At 42.1% G+C, this 20,539-nt stretch carries 19 protein-coding genes; 2 read left to right on the top strand and 17 right to left on the bottom strand.

Annotated features, from left to right (window positions below; genetic code table 11):
- Positions 1-4: 4 nt before the first annotated feature.
- On the bottom strand, positions 5-1,342 hold the full coding sequence (locus JR334_09690) for an ABC transporter permease (protein QRN85216.1): 1,338 nt from the start codon (positions 1,340-1,342) through the stop codon (positions 5-7).
- Positions 1,332-2,045 carry an ABC transporter ATP-binding protein gene (locus JR334_09685; protein QRN85215.1) on the bottom strand — a complete coding sequence of 238 codons (714 nt, stop codon included), beginning with the start codon at positions 2,043-2,045 and terminating at the stop codon, positions 1,332-1,334. Before JR334_09685 ends, JR334_09690 begins: the two co-directional genes overlap by 11 nt.
- A 140-nt stretch (positions 2,046-2,185) precedes the next feature.
- Here JR334_09685 and JR334_09680 point away from each other — a divergent pair, with 140 nt between their 5' ends.
- Positions 2,186-3,367 (top strand): pyridoxal phosphate-dependent aminotransferase, encoded by a 1,182-nt coding sequence (locus tag JR334_09680; protein ID QRN85214.1) that lies wholly within the window; start codon positions 2,186-2,188, stop codon positions 3,365-3,367.
- A 151-nt stretch (positions 3,368-3,518) separates the two neighbouring features.
- Here JR334_09680 and JR334_09675 read toward each other — a convergent pair whose 3' ends face one another.
- From JR334_09675 to JR334_09605, 15 genes are all read right to left on the bottom strand, one after another.
- Positions 3,519-4,439, bottom strand: a complete 921-nt coding sequence (locus JR334_09675; protein ID QRN85213.1) for an ABC transporter permease — start codon at positions 4,437-4,439, stop codon at positions 3,519-3,521.
- Entirely contained in the window at positions 4,432-5,544 is a 1,113-nt protein-coding gene (locus JR334_09670) for an ABC transporter permease (protein ID QRN85212.1), read from the bottom strand. Before JR334_09670 ends, JR334_09675 begins: the two co-directional genes overlap by 8 nt.
- Positions 5,537-7,081, bottom strand: coding sequence for an ABC transporter ATP-binding protein (locus JR334_09665; GenBank protein QRN85211.1), 1,545 nt, complete (start codon positions 7,079-7,081; stop codon positions 5,537-5,539). The genes JR334_09670 and JR334_09665 overlap by 8 nt, the downstream gene beginning before the upstream one ends.
- Before the next feature lie 284 nt (positions 7,082-7,365).
- Positions 7,366-8,424: a BMP family ABC transporter substrate-binding protein gene (locus tag JR334_09660; GenBank protein ID QRN85210.1), complete on the bottom strand. Its 1,059-nt coding sequence runs from the start codon at positions 8,422-8,424 to the stop codon at positions 7,366-7,368.
- A 252-nt stretch (positions 8,425-8,676) separates the two neighbouring features.
- Positions 8,677-9,447, bottom strand: a complete 771-nt coding sequence (locus tag JR334_09655; protein ID QRN85209.1) for a hypothetical protein — start codon at positions 9,445-9,447, stop codon at positions 8,677-8,679.
- A gap of 94 nt (positions 9,448-9,541) precedes the next feature.
- Entirely contained in the window at positions 9,542-11,056 is a 1,515-nt protein-coding gene (locus JR334_09650; GenBank protein QRN85208.1) for a HAMP domain-containing protein, read from the bottom strand.
- Positions 11,040-11,711 (bottom strand): response regulator transcription factor, encoded by a 672-nt coding sequence (locus tag JR334_09645; GenBank protein ID QRN85207.1) that lies wholly within the window; start codon positions 11,709-11,711, stop codon positions 11,040-11,042. Before JR334_09645 ends, JR334_09650 begins: the two co-directional genes overlap by 17 nt.
- A gap of 4 nt (positions 11,712-11,715) precedes the next feature.
- Positions 11,716-11,985 carry a MoaD family protein gene (locus JR334_09640; protein QRN85206.1) on the bottom strand — a complete coding sequence of 90 codons (270 nt, stop codon included), beginning with the start codon at positions 11,983-11,985 and terminating at the stop codon, positions 11,716-11,718.
- A 143-nt stretch (positions 11,986-12,128) separates the two neighbouring features.
- Entirely contained in the window at positions 12,129-13,373 is a 1,245-nt protein-coding gene (locus JR334_09635) for a DUF1015 domain-containing protein (GenBank protein QRN85205.1), read from the bottom strand.
- Positions 13,374-13,390: 17 nt separating this feature from the next.
- Positions 13,391-14,299, bottom strand: coding sequence for a D-2-hydroxyacid dehydrogenase (locus tag JR334_09630; GenBank protein QRN85204.1), 909 nt, complete (start codon positions 14,297-14,299; stop codon positions 13,391-13,393).
- Between the two features lie 84 nt (positions 14,300-14,383).
- Positions 14,384-15,454 carry an alanine--glyoxylate aminotransferase family protein gene (locus JR334_09625; protein QRN85203.1) on the bottom strand — a complete coding sequence of 357 codons (1,071 nt, stop codon included), beginning with the start codon at positions 15,452-15,454 and terminating at the stop codon, positions 14,384-14,386.
- Between the two features lie 119 nt (positions 15,455-15,573).
- Positions 15,574-16,032 (bottom strand): RidA family protein, encoded by a 459-nt coding sequence (locus tag JR334_09620; protein ID QRN85202.1) that lies wholly within the window; start codon positions 16,030-16,032, stop codon positions 15,574-15,576.
- A 175-nt stretch (positions 16,033-16,207) separates the two neighbouring features.
- Positions 16,208-16,702 carry a flavin reductase family protein gene (locus JR334_09615; GenBank protein ID QRN86909.1) on the bottom strand — a complete coding sequence of 165 codons (495 nt, stop codon included), beginning with the start codon at positions 16,700-16,702 and terminating at the stop codon, positions 16,208-16,210.
- A gap of 14 nt (positions 16,703-16,716) precedes the next feature.
- Positions 16,717-17,346, bottom strand: a complete 630-nt coding sequence (gene wrbA / locus JR334_09610) for an NAD(P)H:quinone oxidoreductase (protein QRN85201.1) — start codon at positions 17,344-17,346, stop codon at positions 16,717-16,719.
- A gap of 31 nt (positions 17,347-17,377) precedes the next feature.
- Positions 17,378-19,165: a hypothetical protein gene (locus JR334_09605; protein QRN85200.1), complete on the bottom strand. Its 1,788-nt coding sequence runs from the start codon at positions 19,163-19,165 to the stop codon at positions 17,378-17,380.
- Positions 19,166-19,305: 140 nt separating this feature from the next.
- Between JR334_09605 and JR334_09600 the strand changes: the two genes are divergently transcribed.
- Positions 19,306-20,520, top strand: coding sequence for a 6-phosphofructokinase (locus tag JR334_09600; protein ID QRN85199.1), 1,215 nt, complete (start codon positions 19,306-19,308; stop codon positions 20,518-20,520).
- Positions 20,521-20,539: the final 19 nt, after the last annotated feature.

The raw sequence follows: 20,539 nt of genomic DNA, 5'->3' as shown, positions 1-20,539 counted from the left end.
TCTCCTACTCATTTCGTATTGCTTCTAGAGGGCTAATTTTCGCTGCTTTTCCTGCTGGATAAAGTCCAGCAACAATTCCAATAACCAAGGAAAATCCCATGGCTGCTAAAGTCAGCCATAGCGGTATCACAGCAAGCGCAGAGCTCAAATTTTCCCCGACCATATTCTTTGCGATTATGTTGACAACGGCTACCATACCATAACTGCTTATGATACCTACCAATCCGCCAAGCAAGCCGATTACACCAGACTCAATTAAAAACATCAGCTTAATATTCGGAATGGTTGCACCCAATACCTTCATGACACCGATTTCCTTATTACGCTCCAAGATAGACATGGTCATCGTATTGACTATGCCAATAGTCGCTACCAGTAAGGCGACTGAGCCAATACCACCCAATATCAACTGAATAATTAAGAAGAACTGATTCATCTCTTCCAGCATATCTGTTGGCGACCAAGTATCAAGACCTTGTTTCCGGATCTCGTCCACAACTCCTTGTACTTGCTCATTGCTCACAACTTTGATTCGTACATTGTCGTATCCAGTTTCTTGCTCCCTACCTCTTCCGACACCGCCTTCACCAGTTTGCCATTCGTTCATACTCTTAACCAATTCGAGCGGAAGATATATAATGGATCCCCATTCACCGGCTCCCTCTTGGAAGACGCCGGATACATGTACTTTATACTCTTTCTTCTTAATATTGTCGTCTGCTAAATACTGGATCTGTGAAAGAGTCAAGTTTTTGCCGGCAACCGGAAGACGGCCTAGGTTATAGTTGTATTCCACATTATCCATGTATGCCTGTTTGGAATCTTCCGCAGTTTGATCATTCCTATTGGGTCTACTCTTCGTTTTTTCATAAAAATTATCTGGGAAGCCATACGACACTGCAACTTCTCGAAGCGAGCCATCTGCCATGGTTCCTTCCAAAACTTCATATCCAAAGGCCTCTGCCTTACTAAAGTCGATGCCAGAAATTCTAGCATCATTATATTGCCGCCCCATCGTAATCTCTATCGAACCATAGAAGTCTACACTAGGCATGACTGCCTGCACCCCGGGGATTGCTTCTAGACCTCGCATCTGCTCGTCTGTAATTTTAGCAGATTCCCCCGGCTCTACGTTGGACCAATTGGGATAAACCTGCAGTACACTCATATCCCCGAAATCACCGAGAGATTCCTGCGCATTCTTTTGGAGCCCTAAGCCTAGAGCAAGCATGCTGACAATGGCTGATGTTCCGATGGCCACACCTAGTGCCGTCAGAATCGTCCGGCCTTTTCTTTTCTTCAGGTTCCTGATGGAAATCATCGCACCATCTTTAATACGCATGATGATCCCTCCACTTCTCAACGACTAGTCCATCTTCTAAGAAAATGGTATGGTCACAATTTTCGGCAACCTTAGGGTCATGAGTTACGATAAGAAAGGAACTTTCTTCTTCTCGGTTCAAGCCCCTCAACAATTCCATTATTTCCAAACCAGTCTGTCTATCTAGGTTTCCGGTAGGTTCATCCGCCAGTACGACCTTCGGTTTCGTAACTAGTGCTCTTGCCACAGATACACGTTGTTGCTGGCCGCCTGACAGCTCATTCGGCTTGTGATTCATTCGATCTGCTAGTCCCACCTTAGCAAGCATTTCTTCCGCTAGCTTTTTTCGGCGGTTTTTTGGTTCTTCACCAAATATTAAAGACAGCTCCACATTTTCTAATGCTGTAAGATACGGCATTAAATTATAGGATTGAAAAATAAATCCTATTTTTTCCCGCCTAAAAAGACATAGATGATTCTCATCCATGAGCGTGATATCTTGTCCATCTATGAGAATTTTCCCTTCTGTTGGTTTGGTAAGTCCACCTATTAGATTTAGTAGCGTAGACTTCCCTGATCCAGAAGCACCACAAAGCGCACTGAAATCACCTGGTTGCACGGTAAAATTCACCCCATGCAAAACTGGAACATCTAGTTTTCCAAGTTGAAATGTATGTTTCACATTCAACGCTTCGATTGTCCCACCTTTTTTCTTTTCTGCCATAATTCTTCTCCTAATTATTAAGTATTCAAACTATATTTTGCTACTTTCCATCTATTATATCGTATCTACCGTTAAAAACCATATGCATTTCTTACCATAATTTGATATAATTTCACATGAGTAAGAAAAGGAGCAAGTGAATGATAGAAAACTTGGTAAACGACAATTTACGCAATATGAAAATCGTATCCGGCTTTGAGGTTAAAGCCAAGGCCAAAGCTTATGAAGAGGCCGGGCACAAGGTTATCCATCTAGAATTAGGTGAACCAGATTTTGACACCCCTTCGAATATCGTTGAGGCCGGTGTCAAAGCTATGCGTTCAGGTTACACCCACTATTCTCCCGCGATGGGCCTTCCCGCCTTTCGCCAGACCATCTCAGATTACGTCAATGGCTATAAGAATCTAAAAAGCACCCCGGACAACATCATCGTAACCCCGGGAGCAAAGCCCATACTGTACTACACAATTTTGAGCCTAGTAAAGCCAGGAGATGAGGTTATTCTGCCTTCTCCGGGTTTCGTAGTCTATGAGCCTTTGGTGAAATATTGTGGCGGCACACCGGTAGCCTTGCCACTTAGAGAAGAGTTTGAATTTCGCTTCAACCCTGAAGATCTAAAACATCTAGTTAATGACAAAACCAAGCTGATTATTTTTAACTCTCCACACAACCCAACAGGAGGGCTTCTAACGAAAGAAGACGTAGAAGCAGTAGCTGAAATCATCGATGGAAAAGACCTAATGGTATTGTCTGATGAAATTTATGACCGCATGGTCTATGTAGATGAAAAACCTGTCTCCCTCGCTTCAATTGATGGCATGGCTGAAAAAACGATCGTCCTCGATGGTTTTTCCAAAACGTATGCCATGACCGGTTGGCGTCTAGGATACGGTGTCATGCCCAAACGCATGGTTGAACTACTCTCTCCTCTCGTGGTTTCCTCTAATTCCTGTACCGCGACCTTCAGTCAAATGGCTGGTATTGAAGCATTAACTGGAGACCAGAGCAAACCGGCAGAGATGATTAAGGCCTATAAAGCTCGTCGAGATTTCTTTGTTGCTGGTTTGAATGACATCCCTCGTATCTCCTGCGTGATGCCAAAAGGTGCTTTTTATGCCTTCCCCAACATTAAAGACTTGGGCATGAGTAGTCAAGAGGCAGCCGACTATTTACTAGAAGAAGCTAAGATTGCTAGTATTCCTGGTTCATCCTTTGGTGAATACGGTGAAGGATACTTACGTTTCGCCTATGCAACCAGCAAGGAAAATCTTGCAGAAGCTTTAAATAGGCTCGAAGCAGCCGTAGGCAAACTCTCCAAGTAGATAGACGCATCTAGTACAAAGAAGTTCCAAGTACGGAACATATATTAAAAAATAGAATGCCTGATTCCAAGATTAACTTGGAACCAGGCATCTTTTTTAATTCGTTTCTATTCTAAAAGTAAAATTCTTCTTTTTCACTTGATGGTCCCTATTACTCTTTTTCGTACGGTTGGCCATCCGCAGCAGGGGCATTGGCCGATCCGACCACCCCAAGCAGAATTACTAGGGTCATGACGTAGGGAAGCATATTCAATAAATCAGTAGATACCTCAATGGTTGTTCCACCCAAATAAACTACTAGAGCCTGGGCCAAGCCAAAAATTAGGCAAGCACCTAGCGCACCATGCGGCTTCCACTTACCAAAAATCATTGCTGCTAGTGCGATAAAACCTTGACCTGATATGAGTGTCGGAAAAAAGTTTGAAGCCACGGCCAGACTCATGGATGCTCCACCTAATCCGGCTAATACACCTGAGGTGATTACCGCTCCATACCGTATTTTTCGAACACTTATACCCAGGGTATCAGCAGCTTCAGGGTTTTCTCCCACTGCCATAATCCTTAATCCGAGTACAGTCTTATACAGAACGAACCACATGAGAATGGCTGTCAGAAAAGCGATTACCGTAGTCCAATCCTGTTTGAATACATTTTCCATAAATGAATTTTCCGGAAATACCCCAGAAAGAAATTTTGGAATCTTATTGGCAACCGGAATTGTCATTGCTGCTCCACTGAATAATTTTCTGGAAAGAAAAATAGCCAAACCTGGTCCAATAAAGTTAATCGCGATGCCAGAAACCACTTGGTCACCATGAAAAGTCACGGATACGATTGCATGGATTAAGCCAATCAAACCTGAAGCTAAGCCTCCAGCAATAAATCCAATCCAAGGGTTCCCTGTGAAATACCCTACACTCGCTCCTGTAAATGCTCCAAAAGCCAACATTCCTTCAAGGCCAATGTTGATCACCCCTGAACGTTCCGATATAACGCCTCCTAGTGCTGCAAAAATGAGAGGGGTGGAATACATAAGAGTTGTCCCGATAATAAATCCTAGGCTTCTAATCATCCATCTTCACCCTCTTTCTTTCTGCGAGTTTCTTTTTAATTACATCAAAAAGTTTAGGCATAGCGATGAACAAAACAATGATTCCGACCATAATATTAACGGTCTCACTTGGCGCATTGATTGGTGGTGTTTGAATTTTGGTTCCCCCATACTTGAGTGCTCCAAAAAACAGTCCTGAGAAAAGACATCCCAAGGGAGTATTCGCCCCCATTAGGGCCACTGCAATTCCATCAAAGCCATAGCCTTCCATAGCTGCTAGTGTACTGAGGTTTTGCGATACACCCAAAACCTGTAGCGCTCCAGCCAAACCGGATATAGCGCCTGCAATAAACATGGAGGTAAATACTTTTTTCTTTACATCTATGCCACCAAATTCTGCAGCATGCTTATTGTAACCCACGGCTTTCAACGAATACCCTAAGGTCGTTTTATTCAGAATGAATCCGGACAGAACAACCGCAAGGATGGCAACGACAATTCCAAAATTGATCTGGGTCTTGAATAAATCAAATAACATCGGATGCCCAGAAAGCCAATCTAGGCCAGCCTCTGTCTTCTTCCATTCCCCAAGCAATCGAATACTCGCTGTACTCTGTATACTATGCGTTACGTTTGTGCGTCTTGCAAAACTCTCAATTGCTACCACATAATTGCTTAAGTACAAGGCTATCCAATTGAGCATAATTGTTGAGATAACTTCATTCACACCGAATTTGGCTTTGAAAAATCCTGCAATGCCACCCCAAAGTCCACCAGCAATAGTAGCGATTACCAGTATGACAATTGGATGTATAATAGCAGGTAGATGTAAATAGTATCCCATCGAAGCGGCCACAATGCTCCCGACAATAAATTGTCCCTCTGCACCGATATTGAAAAGCCCTGTTCTAAAGGCAAACATAACACTAAGCCCTGTTAAGATGAGTGGTGTTGCCTTTAAAATACCGTAAGAAACAAATTTGAGACTACCAAAAGTGCCTTTCAGCATTATAAAATACACTTCAATCGGGGAATATCCAGCTAGTTTTAGGATGATTCCTCCGGCCAAGAACCCTATAACAACAGAAAAGAATATGATATTGAGCTTCGATCTCGGTTTACTCATGTTCTGTTCCTCCTGCCATTAAAAGTCCTATTTCCTGTTCTGTCGCTTCTCCACCCTTGAATATCTGAACAATTCGGCCTTCATAAATAACTGCAATGCGGTCTGAAAGACTCATAATTTCATCTAGTTCGAAGGAGACCAGTAGAACACCACGGCCCTTGTTTCGTTCCTCGACCAAGGCCTTATGAACATACTCAATTGCACCAACATCTAGTCCTCTAGTGGGTTGTGCTGCAATCAAAAGGTCATGGCAACTCGATATTTCTCTAGCAAGAATGACTTTTTGCTGGTTTCCGCCGGACAAATCCCCGGCAAATACATCAATGTCAGGAGGACGAATATCAAAGTCTTTTATCAGTTTTTCTCCATAATCGCGTATGGCTTTTTCATTTAGAATCCCTTTGTTATTTGAGAACGGCGGGCAATCAAAAGACTGTAAAATCATATTCTCAGCCAAATTGAAACTGCCTACCAAGCCTCTTTTCTGCCTATCTTCAGGAATAATTGATACCCCTGAGTTGTTCACTATTTTGGGATTGGCATGCGTGATATCTTCTCCGTTAATGGTAATTGAACCGCTTTCAACTGTACGCAAGCCATTAATTGCTTCTAAGAGTTCCGTCTGCCCATTTCCATCTATACCGGCTATTCCTAGAATTTCTCCTTGCATAACTTGAAGGCTCAAGCCCCGCACCCGTTCAATATTTCGATTATCTTTCACATGTAAATTCTGGATTTCAAGGATCGTCTCACCTGCATCAATATCCTTCTTATCTACCCTAAACTCAATAGCACGGCCGACCATCATTTCCGCTAAATCTTCTTGGCTTACGTCATCAACATCAACGGTGCCAATTTTCTTCCCCTTGCGGATAATCGTACAATAGTCACATGCTATTTTTACTTCATTCAATTTATGGGTAATGATGATAATGGTTTTTCCCTCTTTGACCAGATTTTTCATGATGGCAATCAATTCTTCAATTTCTTGAGGGGTAAGCACTGCCGTTGGCTCATCAAGAATTAGTATTTCAGCACCACGGTAAAGAGTCTTTAAAATTTCTACCCTCTGCTGCATACCAACTGATATATCCTGAACTAAGGCATCCGCCTCAACATATAGTCCATATTGCTTTGAAAGTTCTGTAACCTTCTCTATGGCCTTTTCCCTATCCAATATACCCTTGCCCTTGACTGTCTCACTTCCTAAGATGATATTTTCTGCGACCGTAAAGTTTTGCACCAACATAAAATGCTGGTGGACCATACCTATACCTCGTCGGATTGAATCTGTCGGATTATGCTCTGTCTTTTCCTTTCCATTGACGTAAATTTCACCTTCTGTGGGCTCATAAAAACCATAAAGTACATTCATTAAAGTGCTTTTCCCCGCACCATTTTCCCCCAAGAGAGCATGGACTTCACCCGCGTGAACAGTTAGGTCAATATGGTCATTGGCTACAAAATCTCCAAATTTTTTAACAATTCCCTTCATTTCTACCGCTTTGTGATCGTAGTCAATAAATTCTTTTCCCATGCAGTCACTCCTTGTATTCTGATGTTGGACACTAGCATTGTGTTCAACATCTTTTTTCCTATTAAAGCACATAATTAATTGTGGAATTAGTATAAATACATTTGGTACACGCTTTGAATATAGAACTATGCTAACCTATAGTACTATGATCCTAGATAATCCAATTGCCTGTTTACCTAGTTGTATTCTCTTAAATACTACCTCTTTCGGAATTAGTTTGACCAATTTTTCGTATGTTATTCTAAAAATTCAGTCCGGGGACAAGCCCCGGACTGATATTTTTCTTACTTGCCGTATTGAGCTTCATAATCCTCTTGATTATCTGGAACCATGATGGTTCCATCAATAATCTGCTCTTCCAAATCCGCTACCTCTGCCAATATATCAGCCGGTACATGCATGTCAGATGTGGGAGCAATACCTACACCTTTTTCAGCTAAGCCGTATGCTATATTGGTTCCACCTTCAAAGTTACCTTCTACAAGTGTTTGGGTTACGTTAAATACTGCGTTATCAACGCGTTTGACAGCAGATGTTAATACATTATCTGGAGCCAATGAATTTTGGTCTTTATCTACACCAATAACCCATTTATCATTTTCTTTTGCTGCCTCAATGACACCGTTTCCGGTAAATCCGGCTGCATGGAACACGATATCAGCACCAGCTTGATACATTTGATTGGCAATCGCTTTTCCCTTGGGAACGTCGGCAAAATCTCCTGCATATTGCACTTGAATTTCACAATCTGGATTTGCATCTTTTACACCAGCCATAAAGCCATAATGGAAGTGGTGGATTACATCAAAGTCCATACCACCCACAAAGCCTACATTGTTGGTTTCTGTCATTTTTCCTGCAATATATCCCACTAGGTATGAACATTCTTCTTCCCGGAAAACTACCCCCAATAAATTGTCTGCGGGTTCAGGAAAAAAGTTGTCAATGATGGCATAGTTGGCATCTGGATTAGTTTGTGCGGCTTCCTCGATTGCATCCGCCATTAAGAATCCAATACCCCAAATTAAGGTGTTGCCATTGTCATAAAGAGTGTCCAAATTCGGTGCATAGTCTGCTTCTTGAGAAGATTCAAGATAGCTTACTTTTACGCCAAGGTCCTTATTGGCCATTTGTAAACCTTCCCAAGCGGATTGGTTAAAAGACTGGTCATTAACGCCACCCGTATCCGTTACCATGGCCACCATAATATCTTCCATTGGTTCTTCTATTGGTTCTTCCCCCGTGGGTTCTTCAGCCGGTTCTTCGGCTGGCGTGCATCCTGCAAATGTAAAGGTGATAGCACAAACCAAGACTAGTGCAATAACTAAATACTTCTGTTTCATGTTTGTCTCTCCTTCCTTATACTGTGAGTAGCCTCACGTAATGTATCGCTACAATATATTATTCTCTTAACACAAGCAAAGTCCTGCTAATATGTATGATGATTTCTTAAATTCTACAAATAGACAAAACAGAACTAGGAGGCTGGAATACCCAACCTCCTAGTTCTGTGAAAAGACTTTTTATCGCTATCTTGTTATCTTTTATGCCTTTTTTATACCTATCTATTCATTTATCTGTTGTTCATATCTAACTTACTCGTCTGTTTCTTCACTGCAATTCATGCCCCGATTGCCATGTGCGCCTCGTTGAGGAATGCCCTGCTCCAGACGTTCTAACATTTCATCTGCTTCATCTTGGGTCATTGTTCCGTCTTCTACCGCTTGCGCGATATGTTCTTCCATCAGTTCTGGGTCACGTTCTGCAAGTCTGTCTCTATCTTGAACACCGATTGGAAACTCATTTGCTTCCAACTTCTCCAACATTTCATCTGCTTCATCTTGGGTCAATTTTCCGTCTTCTACCGCTTGCGCGATATGTTCCGCAATCAGTTCTGGGTCGCGTTCTGCAAGTCTGTCTCTATCTTGAACGCCAATTGGGAACTCATTTGCTTCCAACTTCTCCAACATTTCATCTGCTTCATCTTGGGTCAAGTTTCCATCTTCTACCGCTTGCGCGATATGTTCCGCAATCAGTTCTGGGTCACGTTCTGCAAGTCTGTCTCTATCGCGAACACCGATTGGAAACTCATTTGCTTCCATCTTTTCCAATCTTTCATCAGCTTCTTCTTGGGTCAAGTTTCCATCTTCTACCGCTTGCGCCAATCGTTCAGAGAAGGCATCAAAATCGGGTTCAAAATCCTTGTCCCTCATTCCACCTTTATGGCCAAATAAGCCATTTACTTCACGAGTACCCATTGTTCGTGCATACCCCTCGGTTTGAGTAGCCTCCGTTTCCGCTGCCATTACCGGCAACGCCACCATTAGCAGGGAGATCATCAGTACAGATACAATTAATTTTTTCAAAATAACATCTCCTTTCTATGACCTCATATTACGCCTGGACTATGGCAGATCTGTGACAAGCAACGGGCAATTTGCTGAAATCCTTGTGACAATCCTATTTCTCGCTCACCTTGTTGTCCTTGGGTAAGCGGATATAAAAATCTACACCATCTTCCCAATTTTCAACACCATAGGTCCCTTTATGTATTTCCACCATATTCTTCACAATCGCAAGACCCAATCCAGTTCCCCCATAGGCTCTGGTTCGTGCTTTATCAATCTTATAAAAACTATCCCAGATCTTATCTTGGTCTTCTTTTACGATAGTTTTTCCTGAATTTCGGACATGTATACCCAAACTCTCTAGGGTTTCTTCCAGACGAATCTCAATAATTTTTTCACCCTCTACATGATCTAGTGCATTGCTCATAAAATTGGTAAGCATTGTTTCAAGCATATTTTGATCACATACGAGCATCTTCGGTTCACTAGGTGCCTCATAAACCATTTTGATTCCTTCCTTATGCATTTCAAAGGAAAACATCTCAATCACTCTATTGATTATTTCCGTTACATCTACTTCTTCAAAATAGGTTGGTATATGATGCGATTCTAATTTGCTCAATGTCAATAATTCACGCACCATGGACGACATGTGCTCACTTTCTTCAATGATGACCGATAAATACTCTTCAAAATCCTGTGGTTCTATTACCTGGTCACGAATCCCCTCTGCATAGCCCCGAATCAAGGATATCGGTGTCTTTAATTCGTGAGATACATTAGAAATAAAATTTTTACGAGCTTCTTCAATTGCTTTTTCACGTTCAATATCTTCACGCAATTGGTCGTTGGCCTGGTTCAATTCTCCAATGGTTATGCCCAATGTTTCTGCTAAGTCATTAAAATTTTGGCCCAATTCTCCAATTTCGTCGTCCGCCTCTCCCTCATAGCGGCTACTAAAATCTAAGCTCTTCATCCGCTTGGTTATTTCCGTTAATTCCACGACAGGCCTAGTAATTTTTTTAGTCAAAAAAAACGCAAGCACAATGGCAGCTATTAAAGCAACACTTGCAGGATATAGGGTAAATTGATTAATGATTCCCACAGACGCTTCCAAGGCGGTCTCCGATGTTTGAATAATCAAATGATCGCCATTTTTCAACTCCTTCTCAACGGTTATGAGAGGATCCTTCCAAGGAGATACCGGCGCCTTGTTCTGACTTGGAGCGCGAAATCCGATGCGTGTGCCATCCAGTAGCAAATTTTTCTTTCCAGCACCTAGTTCATCTTCGGTCACGCTAAAAAACTGACCTTGGAAAGCTCGAGAACTATACAAGACCTCGTTGTCCTGATTGTAAATTAGAATCATGCCATTGATGCCATATCCCATGGTATTCAACTCTCGGACGATATCTTCATTCAGGACGCCAGTATAGAGTTCGTCAACTTGATTCGCCGTATTGTTTAAAATTCTCGACTGTTGATAATAGTAATATGGCCCTAGTAGAATCCTGTTCATCGCAAAAGATGCTACGGTGCTGATTATCACCACTAGCAACATGGAAAAGAGTAGCTTATGCGCTAGTGAGGATTTCTTTTTGGTATTTTTTTTAATTGTTTTCTCCAAATCTATATCCCACCCCACGTACGGTCTGAATCAGCATACTCTTATCATCAAGTTTGCTACGCAATCGTTTAATATGAGTATCTACTGTACGTAAATCTCCATAATAATCATAGCCCCAAACTACATCCAAAAGTCGTTCCCGGCTGATCGCTATGTTCACATTCTCCATAAAAAACGCCAACAGGTCATATTCCTTCGGGCTCATAACCAATTCCGTATCATGTAAGAAAACTCTATGAGAATCTCGATCTAGTCGAATGCCCGCATACTCCAAATGCTCAGACATCCGGTCCTTGCCCCGTTTTAAGAGACTTTGGATTCTAGCCACCAAAACTTTCGGGCTGAAGGGTTTGGCAACATACTCATCCGCACCCAGTTCGAAGCCGAACAATTCATCACTTTCTTCATCTCTAGCTGTCAGCATAATGACTGGCATAGTCATGGTCTTGCGAATTTCCCTCAATACCGCCCAACCATCATAACCTGGCATCATCACATCTAGAATTACCAAATCAAAGGACTGATACGTAAGAGCCTCCAGTGCTTCTTTCCCGTCTTTCACATCCGTGACAGTGAATCCTTCCTTTGTTAAATAATCTTTCACGAGCTTTCTAAATCTCGGTTCATCATCCGCATAAAGAACTCGTTTGGACATAGTACTAGCCTCCTTCTATGCTGTAAAATAGAGAAATCGTATCATTGTGCTCAAGTGGTGTTGCCAAACCTTGTAGCACATGGATATTCTTGCCTCTTAACAAAATATTTATTCTATCAGAGAGTCCTTCTTTTTTCGAATAGACTTGGCTTTCAAATTCCTCTCCATATCGTTGCGCCATCTGAATCAAGGCCTGTTCAATATCTGAAGCTTCTAATTCTAGCTCTTTTTCTCCCGTGACCTGGCGCACCAAACTATACATCTCAACCTTCATATCCTACTCCTCATGATTTTTATGCTCCTACTATATCATAAAGAACCTATAGCTCATAATACACATGATTTATGGCAATAAAGTGACAATTCCGTTACAAAAAAGCCCATGGATTTTCATCCATGGGCTTAGGTAAACTACTCTTAGCTTAATTTATGTACAAACAAACCACTTCGTAGCTTGGGTTCAAACCAGGTTGACTTAGGAGGCATAACCTCTCCTGCATCAGCAACCTTCATCAAGTCTTTGATGGAAGTTGGGAACATTGAAAAAGCTACTTCCATATCTTCGGATACGCGACGTTCAAGTTCTTCTAGGCCACGAATACCGCCGATAAAATCGATGCGTTCATCGGTTCTAGGATCGCCAATACCCAAAATTGGATTCAACAGGTTATCCTGTAGAATTGCAGAATCCAAACTCTTAACTGGATGCTGCGCATCAAAGGAGCCTTCTTTGGCTTCCAAAACATACCATTTGCCATCAAGATACATGCCATATTTATGCTTTGCATCCGGTTTATATGGACCTTCTTGGTCAGATACAGCTACGTTGAATTTTTCTTTAACGAGTGACATAAATTCATCTTTGCTGTTGCCATTTAAGTCTTTGACCACACGGTTGTAGTCCATTACATAAAGATCGTTATCTGGGAAAATTACCGCCAAAAAGCGATTGAACTCCTCATCCCCCGTGTAATTAGGATTGGCTTCTCTCCGTTTTAGACCTACTTTAGCAGCAGAAGCGCTACGATGGTGTCCATCCGCAATGTATAAATTATCCACGCCAGCGAACAGTTGGTCCAACTCTGCAATTACATCTGCGTCGTCAATTTTCCAAACCTTATGACCGATACCATCTTCCGATACGAAATCATACATCGCATCTTTCTTAACCCATGCAGCTATGATGGCATTGATTTTTTCGTTGTTACGGTAGGTTAAAAAAATCGGTGCCGTATTGGCATCACAAGCATCGAAATGTTTGATGCGGTCAATTTCTTTGGCTTCTCTGGTGAACTCATGCTTCTTGATGCTGTTACTTAAATACTCATCAATGGAGCAACAAGCAACTAGACCAGTCTGGGTTCTGCCATCCATAACCTGCTGGTAAACATAAAAGCAAGGCTTTTCATCCTGCACCAATATGCCTTCTGAGATCATTTTATCCAAGTTTTCTTTACCTTTGGCATAAACTGAATCATCATACTGACTTACGCTATCATCTACGTCTATCTCAGCACGAACGATATGCAGGAAGGAATCTTTATTATCTCCTGCCATCTCTTTTGCTTCTTTTCTGTTCATCACGTCGTATGGCAAAGAGGCAACAGCACTCTCCTTGCCTTCTTTTGGCCGTACAGCCATAAATGGTTTAACTAAAGACATTTTCTTTCCTCCGTAGCCTAGAAATATTCTTTGATGATGGAAACAATTTCCTCACCGATTCTAGCTTGTGCTTCCTTAGTGGATGCGCCGATATGCGGGGTGCAAGAAACATTCGATAAATTAATCAGCTCAGCGTTCGGTGTTGGTTCTTTTTCGAACACGTCTACAGCCGCTCCTGCAAGTTTTCCAGATTTCAAAGCATCTACCAAAGCAGCCTCATCAACCACACCACCACGGGCACAGTTTATTAGATATGAGCCATCCTTCATCATCGCAATCTCATCAGCAGCAATGGTCGCGCCCATTTCCTTAATGTAAGGAATATGCAAGGATACAAAGTCTGCATTTTTCAGGATATCTTCTTTTTCCATGTACTGGTACTCGTCGTAGCCTTCGAATTTACCTACGATATCTGTGTAGATTACTTTCATGCCTAGTGCACTAGCTTTTCCGGCTAAACTTCTAGCGATTCTGCCGAAGCCAATCAGACCCAAGGTCTTGCCAGACAATTCAACGCCCTTATAGGCTTTCTTGTTCCACTCTCCATTACACATGGTTACGTTGGCAGCTGAAATATGTCTTGCAACAGCAAACATATGAGCCAAAGCCAATTCTGCTACTGCAGATGAACTTGCTGCAGGCGTATTGCGAACCGCAATGCCAACTTCTTTTGCATGTACACAGTCAATATTATCTACACCAACACCTGCACGAATCACAACCTTAAGTTGTCCCGCCTCAGCTGCTGAGTCCAAAATAGCCGCTGGCACTTTGGTAGCACTACGCACAACCATAGCATCGGCATTTTTTACTTTCTCAGCCAATACTTCCGGTGCATAAAACTCTTCAACAACTTCGTGTCCTAATTCTCTTAACGCGGCAGCAGCCTTGGCATCCATACCATCAGTTACTAAAATCTTAGCCATTGTATACCCTCCTCTAGTAAAGACAGGGAACTTAGGACCAAATAGCCCTAAGTCCCGTGATTAAAATTTATGGTTCGTTTACAACTATAGTCCTAAAATATCTTCGATATTCAACAACAAATCTTTGATCTCTGGCAAAGTAGTTTCAGCCATATGCGCAATTCTGAAGGTAATATCTTTCATTTTTCCATAGCCATTCGAAACAACCATGCCACGCATACCCAAAGCTTTATTCAATTCTGCTACTGAGATTTCTCTAGTATTCTTAACGTTGGTCAAAGTATTAGAAGCGTATTTTTCTTCCGGTTGCAGTTCGAAATATTTGTTAGCCCATGCTCTAACATACTTGGCCATTTCAATATGTCTTGCAAAACGGTTGTCTAAGCCTTCTAATAAAATTCTGTCCAATTGATAGTCTAATGCATACATATGAGACAAAGATGGAGTGGAAGGATACTGATGATTCTTCTTATCAATAGTATCATAGATTTCCTTCATGTCGAAATACAGGCCTCTGTTTTCAACTTCTTTGGTAGCTTCATATGCTTTTTTAGAGAATGAGCAAATAGCCAATCCAGGTGGCAGGCCTAATGCTTTTTGGGTAGAAGTTATACAAATATCAACACCCAACTTGTCTACTTCGATTTTTGATCCTGCTGCAGAACTAACTGCATCTAAACACCATATAACGTCAGGATACTTCTTCATAACTTCAGCAATCTCTTCAACTGGGTTCATTACACCGGTAGAAGTTTCATTGTGAGTCACAGTTATCAGGTCATATTTGCCTGTAGCCAATACTTCATCAACTTGTCCAGGAAGAGTCGGAGTGCCCCACTCTACTTCGAATTTGTCTGCTGGCACACCATTTGCTTGAGCCATTTTGAACCATCTGTTACCAAATGCTCCTACTGAAAATACAGCTGCTCTTTTTCTTGTGCAAGAACGAATTGCACCTTCCATGAATCCACTACCTGAGGAAGTAGACAACATGATGCGGTTCTCTGTGTAAAGCACTTTCTGCATTTTGTCATGAATGCTTTTTTGCAATACAGATGCATCATTGGTTCTATGTCCTATCATCGGGGTAGCCATTCTGGCCAGCACGTCAGGTGCTACGTCAACAGGACCTGGTATAAATAGTCTTTTCTTCATAATAACCCTCCTAAGAATCCTTATTCTTTAAAATACAATTTTCACCACGTAAGAATATCACTTCTATGCTTATCATACAAGTGATACTTTTTAACCTTACTTTTTCTTTGTTTCAAACCTTACTTAACCTTTACAATCATTCCTACTTCTACAGAAGATCCTAAAGGTAAACCACTAGTTCCAACAGCAAAACGAGCATGCTTTCCAACATCGCCAAAAAGTTCTCCCAAAAGATCAGAAGCACCGTTTATGCAGGCTGGCTGGTAGGTCACATCCTGGGTACTGTTAACAAATCCTTCTACTTTGACTATCTTCTCAATATTGTCCAAAGAACCGATAATACTCTTTACAACACCCAAGGCATTGATGGCACAAATTCTTGCACCTTGATATGCTTCTTCCTTCGTTACGTCGTCGCCCACGATTCCTTTATACTGCAGCTCACCGTTTACCATAGGAAGCTGTCCTGATACAAAAACCAAATTATCAATCAAGACGCCTGGTTCATAAGCAGCAGTAGGTTTACCTGGCACTGGAATCTCGATACCGAGTTCCTTTGCTTTTGCTTCAAAAGACATTACTTTTCCCCTCCATGTATAATACTAAATTTTTTAAGTAAATATTAAGTGTGGTTTACAGGTTCAGTATATCACAGCCCAAGTATTTTTCTAGCGTTTATATCATATTTCTCGTTTTCTGCCAAATAATTTACGAGCCGCAACAATACGGCTCGCAATGTTAACTATACTGTTTTTATTTTTGAATATAACTGGCTAGAATTTCTCCATAATACAACATATGGAAGTCATTATCTGCATAGGCTGTTTCTCGGATCACTTCGTCCAACATCGAAGGGTCCATTTCCTGCCTATATAGAGTTCGACATTCAAATTGTAGTGCACAGTCTCCCACAACGGGTGTGTCTAGCAAAGCCATTGCTGAATCCTTCTTTAAATTAAAGGTCTCAAACTTATCCATGTCTCTACCTGAATTCCTGCCACACTTCAACAGCTTATCTTGTAAATCTTGGTCCAGGGGGATACTTACTGTAAATTCACCTGCCTCATTTATCATAGGATATGAGTGTCTAGATTTACGCACCATCACCATCAGGACCGGTTTTTTCCATATGTAGCCGATGCTACCCCAGCCGATTGTCATTGTATTATCCGGTGTCCCTTTGAGGGAAAGAAATACTCCTTTAGGCAACTGTTGCAAATACTCTTTCGCAAATTCCTCATATCTTATCTCTTCTCTTTGCATTACATACTCCTTCCCAAACAGATTTCCCGCAGCGTCTTCGCCACTGTCCTACCTTGCAGCAAAGCCACTTCTTTTTCTTCCGGTGTTAGATCGATATCATCCATTCCACCGGTTATCATGGAGGCACCATAAGGATATCCACCCACTGGTTTATCGTCTACGTGCATTTCCTTTAGTGTCAGAGGGGTAGGCACACTGACCACGATCATACCTTGGTGCATAAAGAAAGAGAGGAAGTGATTCAAAGCCGTTTCCGCTCCTCCGTTTTGTTCGGCGGTAGTAGTGAAAGCACTACCTATTTTCCCCACCAATTTACCTTCAGCCCACTCTGCTCCGGCTGCATTTAGATACGTATACATTTGAGCACTTGGGGCTCCAAAATAGGTGGGAGCTCCCAGGATAATCCCGTCCGCTTCATTTAGCGTATTCATATCTGCTACTGGCAAATGTGAAAACTCTTCCAAATCCTCTTTGGCATTAAGCTGATCCAAAAGCTCTTCAGACAAGGTCTCGCTAACCCTATAAATGCCTACTTCAACGTCAGACACTTCACTTGCTCCCTCAGCAATTGCTTTTGCCATTTGGTATCCGTGTCCGTGTATGCTATGAAAAATTATGTTCAGTTTCATGTTCCTTCGTTCCTCCGCCATACTTATTTCGTCATTCTGTTGCTTCTACGCTTCCTTCTGACTCCGTTTCGCTCTCTTGCTCATTGACAAATACCAATTCCGGGAGTGATACCTTGTAGACATCTTTTTCATTAATAATATCCACAACTGCCCCTGTCAATTCAGCTGTACCTTGATTTGATGTAAAGGTAGCATTTAGAACAGCAGTCCACTTACCATCATCTGTCTTATTTACCGATACAATATCATAGCTATCTAGCGTCATGCCTGTTTCTTCACGTTGTGCCGCAAATTCATCATAGTCAGCAGCTCTTTCATCCATCGGTGTTAATAGATAAATCTGGCTTAGCCAATCATTCTTCTGGGCCTTCAGATATTTGCTAAGGGCTTCTTCCGGTGTCCGTCCTGTTACGTCCTCTCCCTCTGGCCAAGTATCTTCCACACGGTCATGGTAGAAGAAAATCATAGGATCATAGGAATTACTCGGATCCCAAATAATGTAATCATTCACGCCCAATTCTACACCCGCTACAATCTGGTCTGAAATAGCCTTGGCATCATAGTTTATGTGTCCGGCAATCCATGGTGCATTGAATCCTTGAATCCAGGGCCGAATGACTGCCGGTTCCGGCTGAGCAGCATTACGTTCTAGTGCCTCTTTGAGAGATGCACGCAAAACGCCGTACGGATGTTGGTCGGGTACTGCGTATCCATACCAGTTGGGGCCATAATGGCTGGGGTAAATCATGGGGCAGATATAGTCCGCTTGGTTAGCAACTAAGCGCCAAGTTTGACCAATGTCTTCCGGCTTATCATCCCAAGAGCGGGTTGCTACACCAAAAACATCTGCTGCTATGTTTACATTATAAGGCGCTAACTCTTCTTTGGCATGCGCAAGGAAGGATTCAATAGCCTGGTCCTTGTCTCTGCCTTCCCTGTAAGGGAAATCCGTGATTGGATTGTAGGTTTTCGCGTTATCAGGGAAACGCACATAATCATACTGTATTTCATCAAATCCCCTTAGAGCGGCCTCTTTGGAAAGGGCTATATTATAATCCCAAACATATGGGTCGAAGGGATTAACCCACATTATGCCCTTCTTATCCTTATAGGCTCCACCATTTTTAAGCTGTATGGCGTGTTCTGATTTCGTCTTGGCAAAGTAGGGGTCTTTAAAAGCCACAATTCGAGCAATAGAATAGATATTATGGTCTTTTAAATAGTCCAGCAACACCGAATATTCCGGCATTACATTGGTCCAGTTTGAACCCACTTCTTCCACGATGGGCACATCGCTAGGCCAAGAAACGAGTCCATCATCATTCTTAACATCAATGACCAAGGCATTTAGTTCAGAAGCCTCACAAAGCCCTAATATGCGTTCTAGTTTATTGACGTCTCCTAGACGAGAGGTGTCTACTGTATTATTTGTTTGTCCACTTATACTACGCACATAATCAGCATAGTACTCTATATCTTCAATATCAAAATTAAAACCTGCAACATTGCTGGTTACATAAACAGCCTTTGCTTCCGTTGTCACTTTTTCACGTTCTTCACCAATTGCCGGTAGAGGTACATAGAACTCTTTCAATTCATTTTTTCTGGTTTCTTCGAGTTGTAGTCTTTCCTCTTGTGCAATGGCCAGCAATTCTTCTTCAGTCAACTCCGGGACTGCTGGTTCCTGTGGTTCTTCAACAGCAGCTGGGTCCTCAGGTAATTCTTCTGCATCACTTGAAAACAAGGTGCAACCAGTAAGTCCAATCAGCCCAACCAGTAGCAGCAGCAAACCCAATATGTGCTTCATCTTTTTGCTCATGTTCTTCCCCCTCTGATTCTTTCTCTGTTCAACTGTTACATCATCTAGTGTATAATGAATTGTCTGATTAGAAAATAGGTAAACAAAAAAAAGAATATTCCACATCAACCAAACATTTATTAAACATTATGGAGGAGAAAATGGAACTAAAAGGTAACGTTGTTATTGCACAAGGAGGTGGCCCTACTGCGGTCATAAACCAATCACTCGTTGGAGCTGTTCTGGAATCTAGAAAATTCAATCAAGTCGGCCGAGTTTATGGTGCTATTAAAGGTGTTGAAGGCATCATCAATGAAGATTTCATCGACCTGACTCAGGAAACTACCCACAACCTAGAATTGGTTGCAAAAACCCCATCAGCAGCTTTGCTGTCCACTCGGGTAAAACCTGATCTTAAATATTGTGCTGAAATTTTTGAGATGCTCAAACTTCACAACGTCCGCTACTTTTTCTATATCGGCGGCAACGACTCATCTGATACCGTGCGCCTAGTCAACGACTATGCTCATAAAGAGAACTATGAATTCCGGGCCATCCACATTCCAAAAACGGTAGACAATGATTTGGTTCTCAATGACCATACCCCTGGCTATGGTTCTGCAGCCCGTTTCGTAGCCCAAAGCTTCATCGGTGCTAATCTTGAAACCAGAGCACTAGGTGGTATTTATATTGGCGTAGTTATGGGACGGCATGCTGGATTTCTAGCTGCATCGGCTGCACTCGGCAAAAAATTCTCCGATGATGGTCCACACCTAATTTACATGCCAGAACGTGCATTCGACTTAGACCGCTTCACACAAGATGTTCGAAACGTATATAAAAAATATGGTCGTTGTGTCATCGCTATGTCCGAAGGCATTATCAATGCCCAAGGCCAGCCCATTGCTAGCACACTACGAAAACGCGTTGAACGCGATGCCCACGGCAACGTAGAGTTAGCTGGCGGTCAGCTAGGCGACATGGTCGTAGACCATTTAAAGAGAACCCTGAAAGTTAGTCGGGTGCGTGCTGATACCTTCGGTTACCTACAGCGGAGTTTCGCTGGGTGTGTCAGTGATGTTGATATGCATGAAGCAAGAGAAGTAGGGGAAAAAGCGGCACACTTCGCCATTTGGCACAACGTCGATGGTTCAATAACCATTAACCGCACAGGCGACTACGCAGTAGATTATAGTCTCGTAAAATTAAAAGAAATCGCAGCTAAAACGAGATTAATGCCGGATGAATACATTAACGAATCAGGAAACAATGTAACCCATGCCTTTCTGGATTATGCAAGACCCTTGGTTGGGTCCAATATGCCCAAAGCACAAATGCTGAGAGCACCTTTTGCCAAACAACTTAAACACGACTAGACACGGCTAAACACGATTT

The sequence above is a fragment of the Clostridia bacterium genome, assembly GCA_016887505.1.
Classification (GTDB): Bacteria; Bacillota; TC1; order TC1; family UBA5767; genus UBA5767.
Note: the sequence above shows the minus strand (reverse complement) of the source record. Positions and strands in the feature narration are given on the sequence as shown.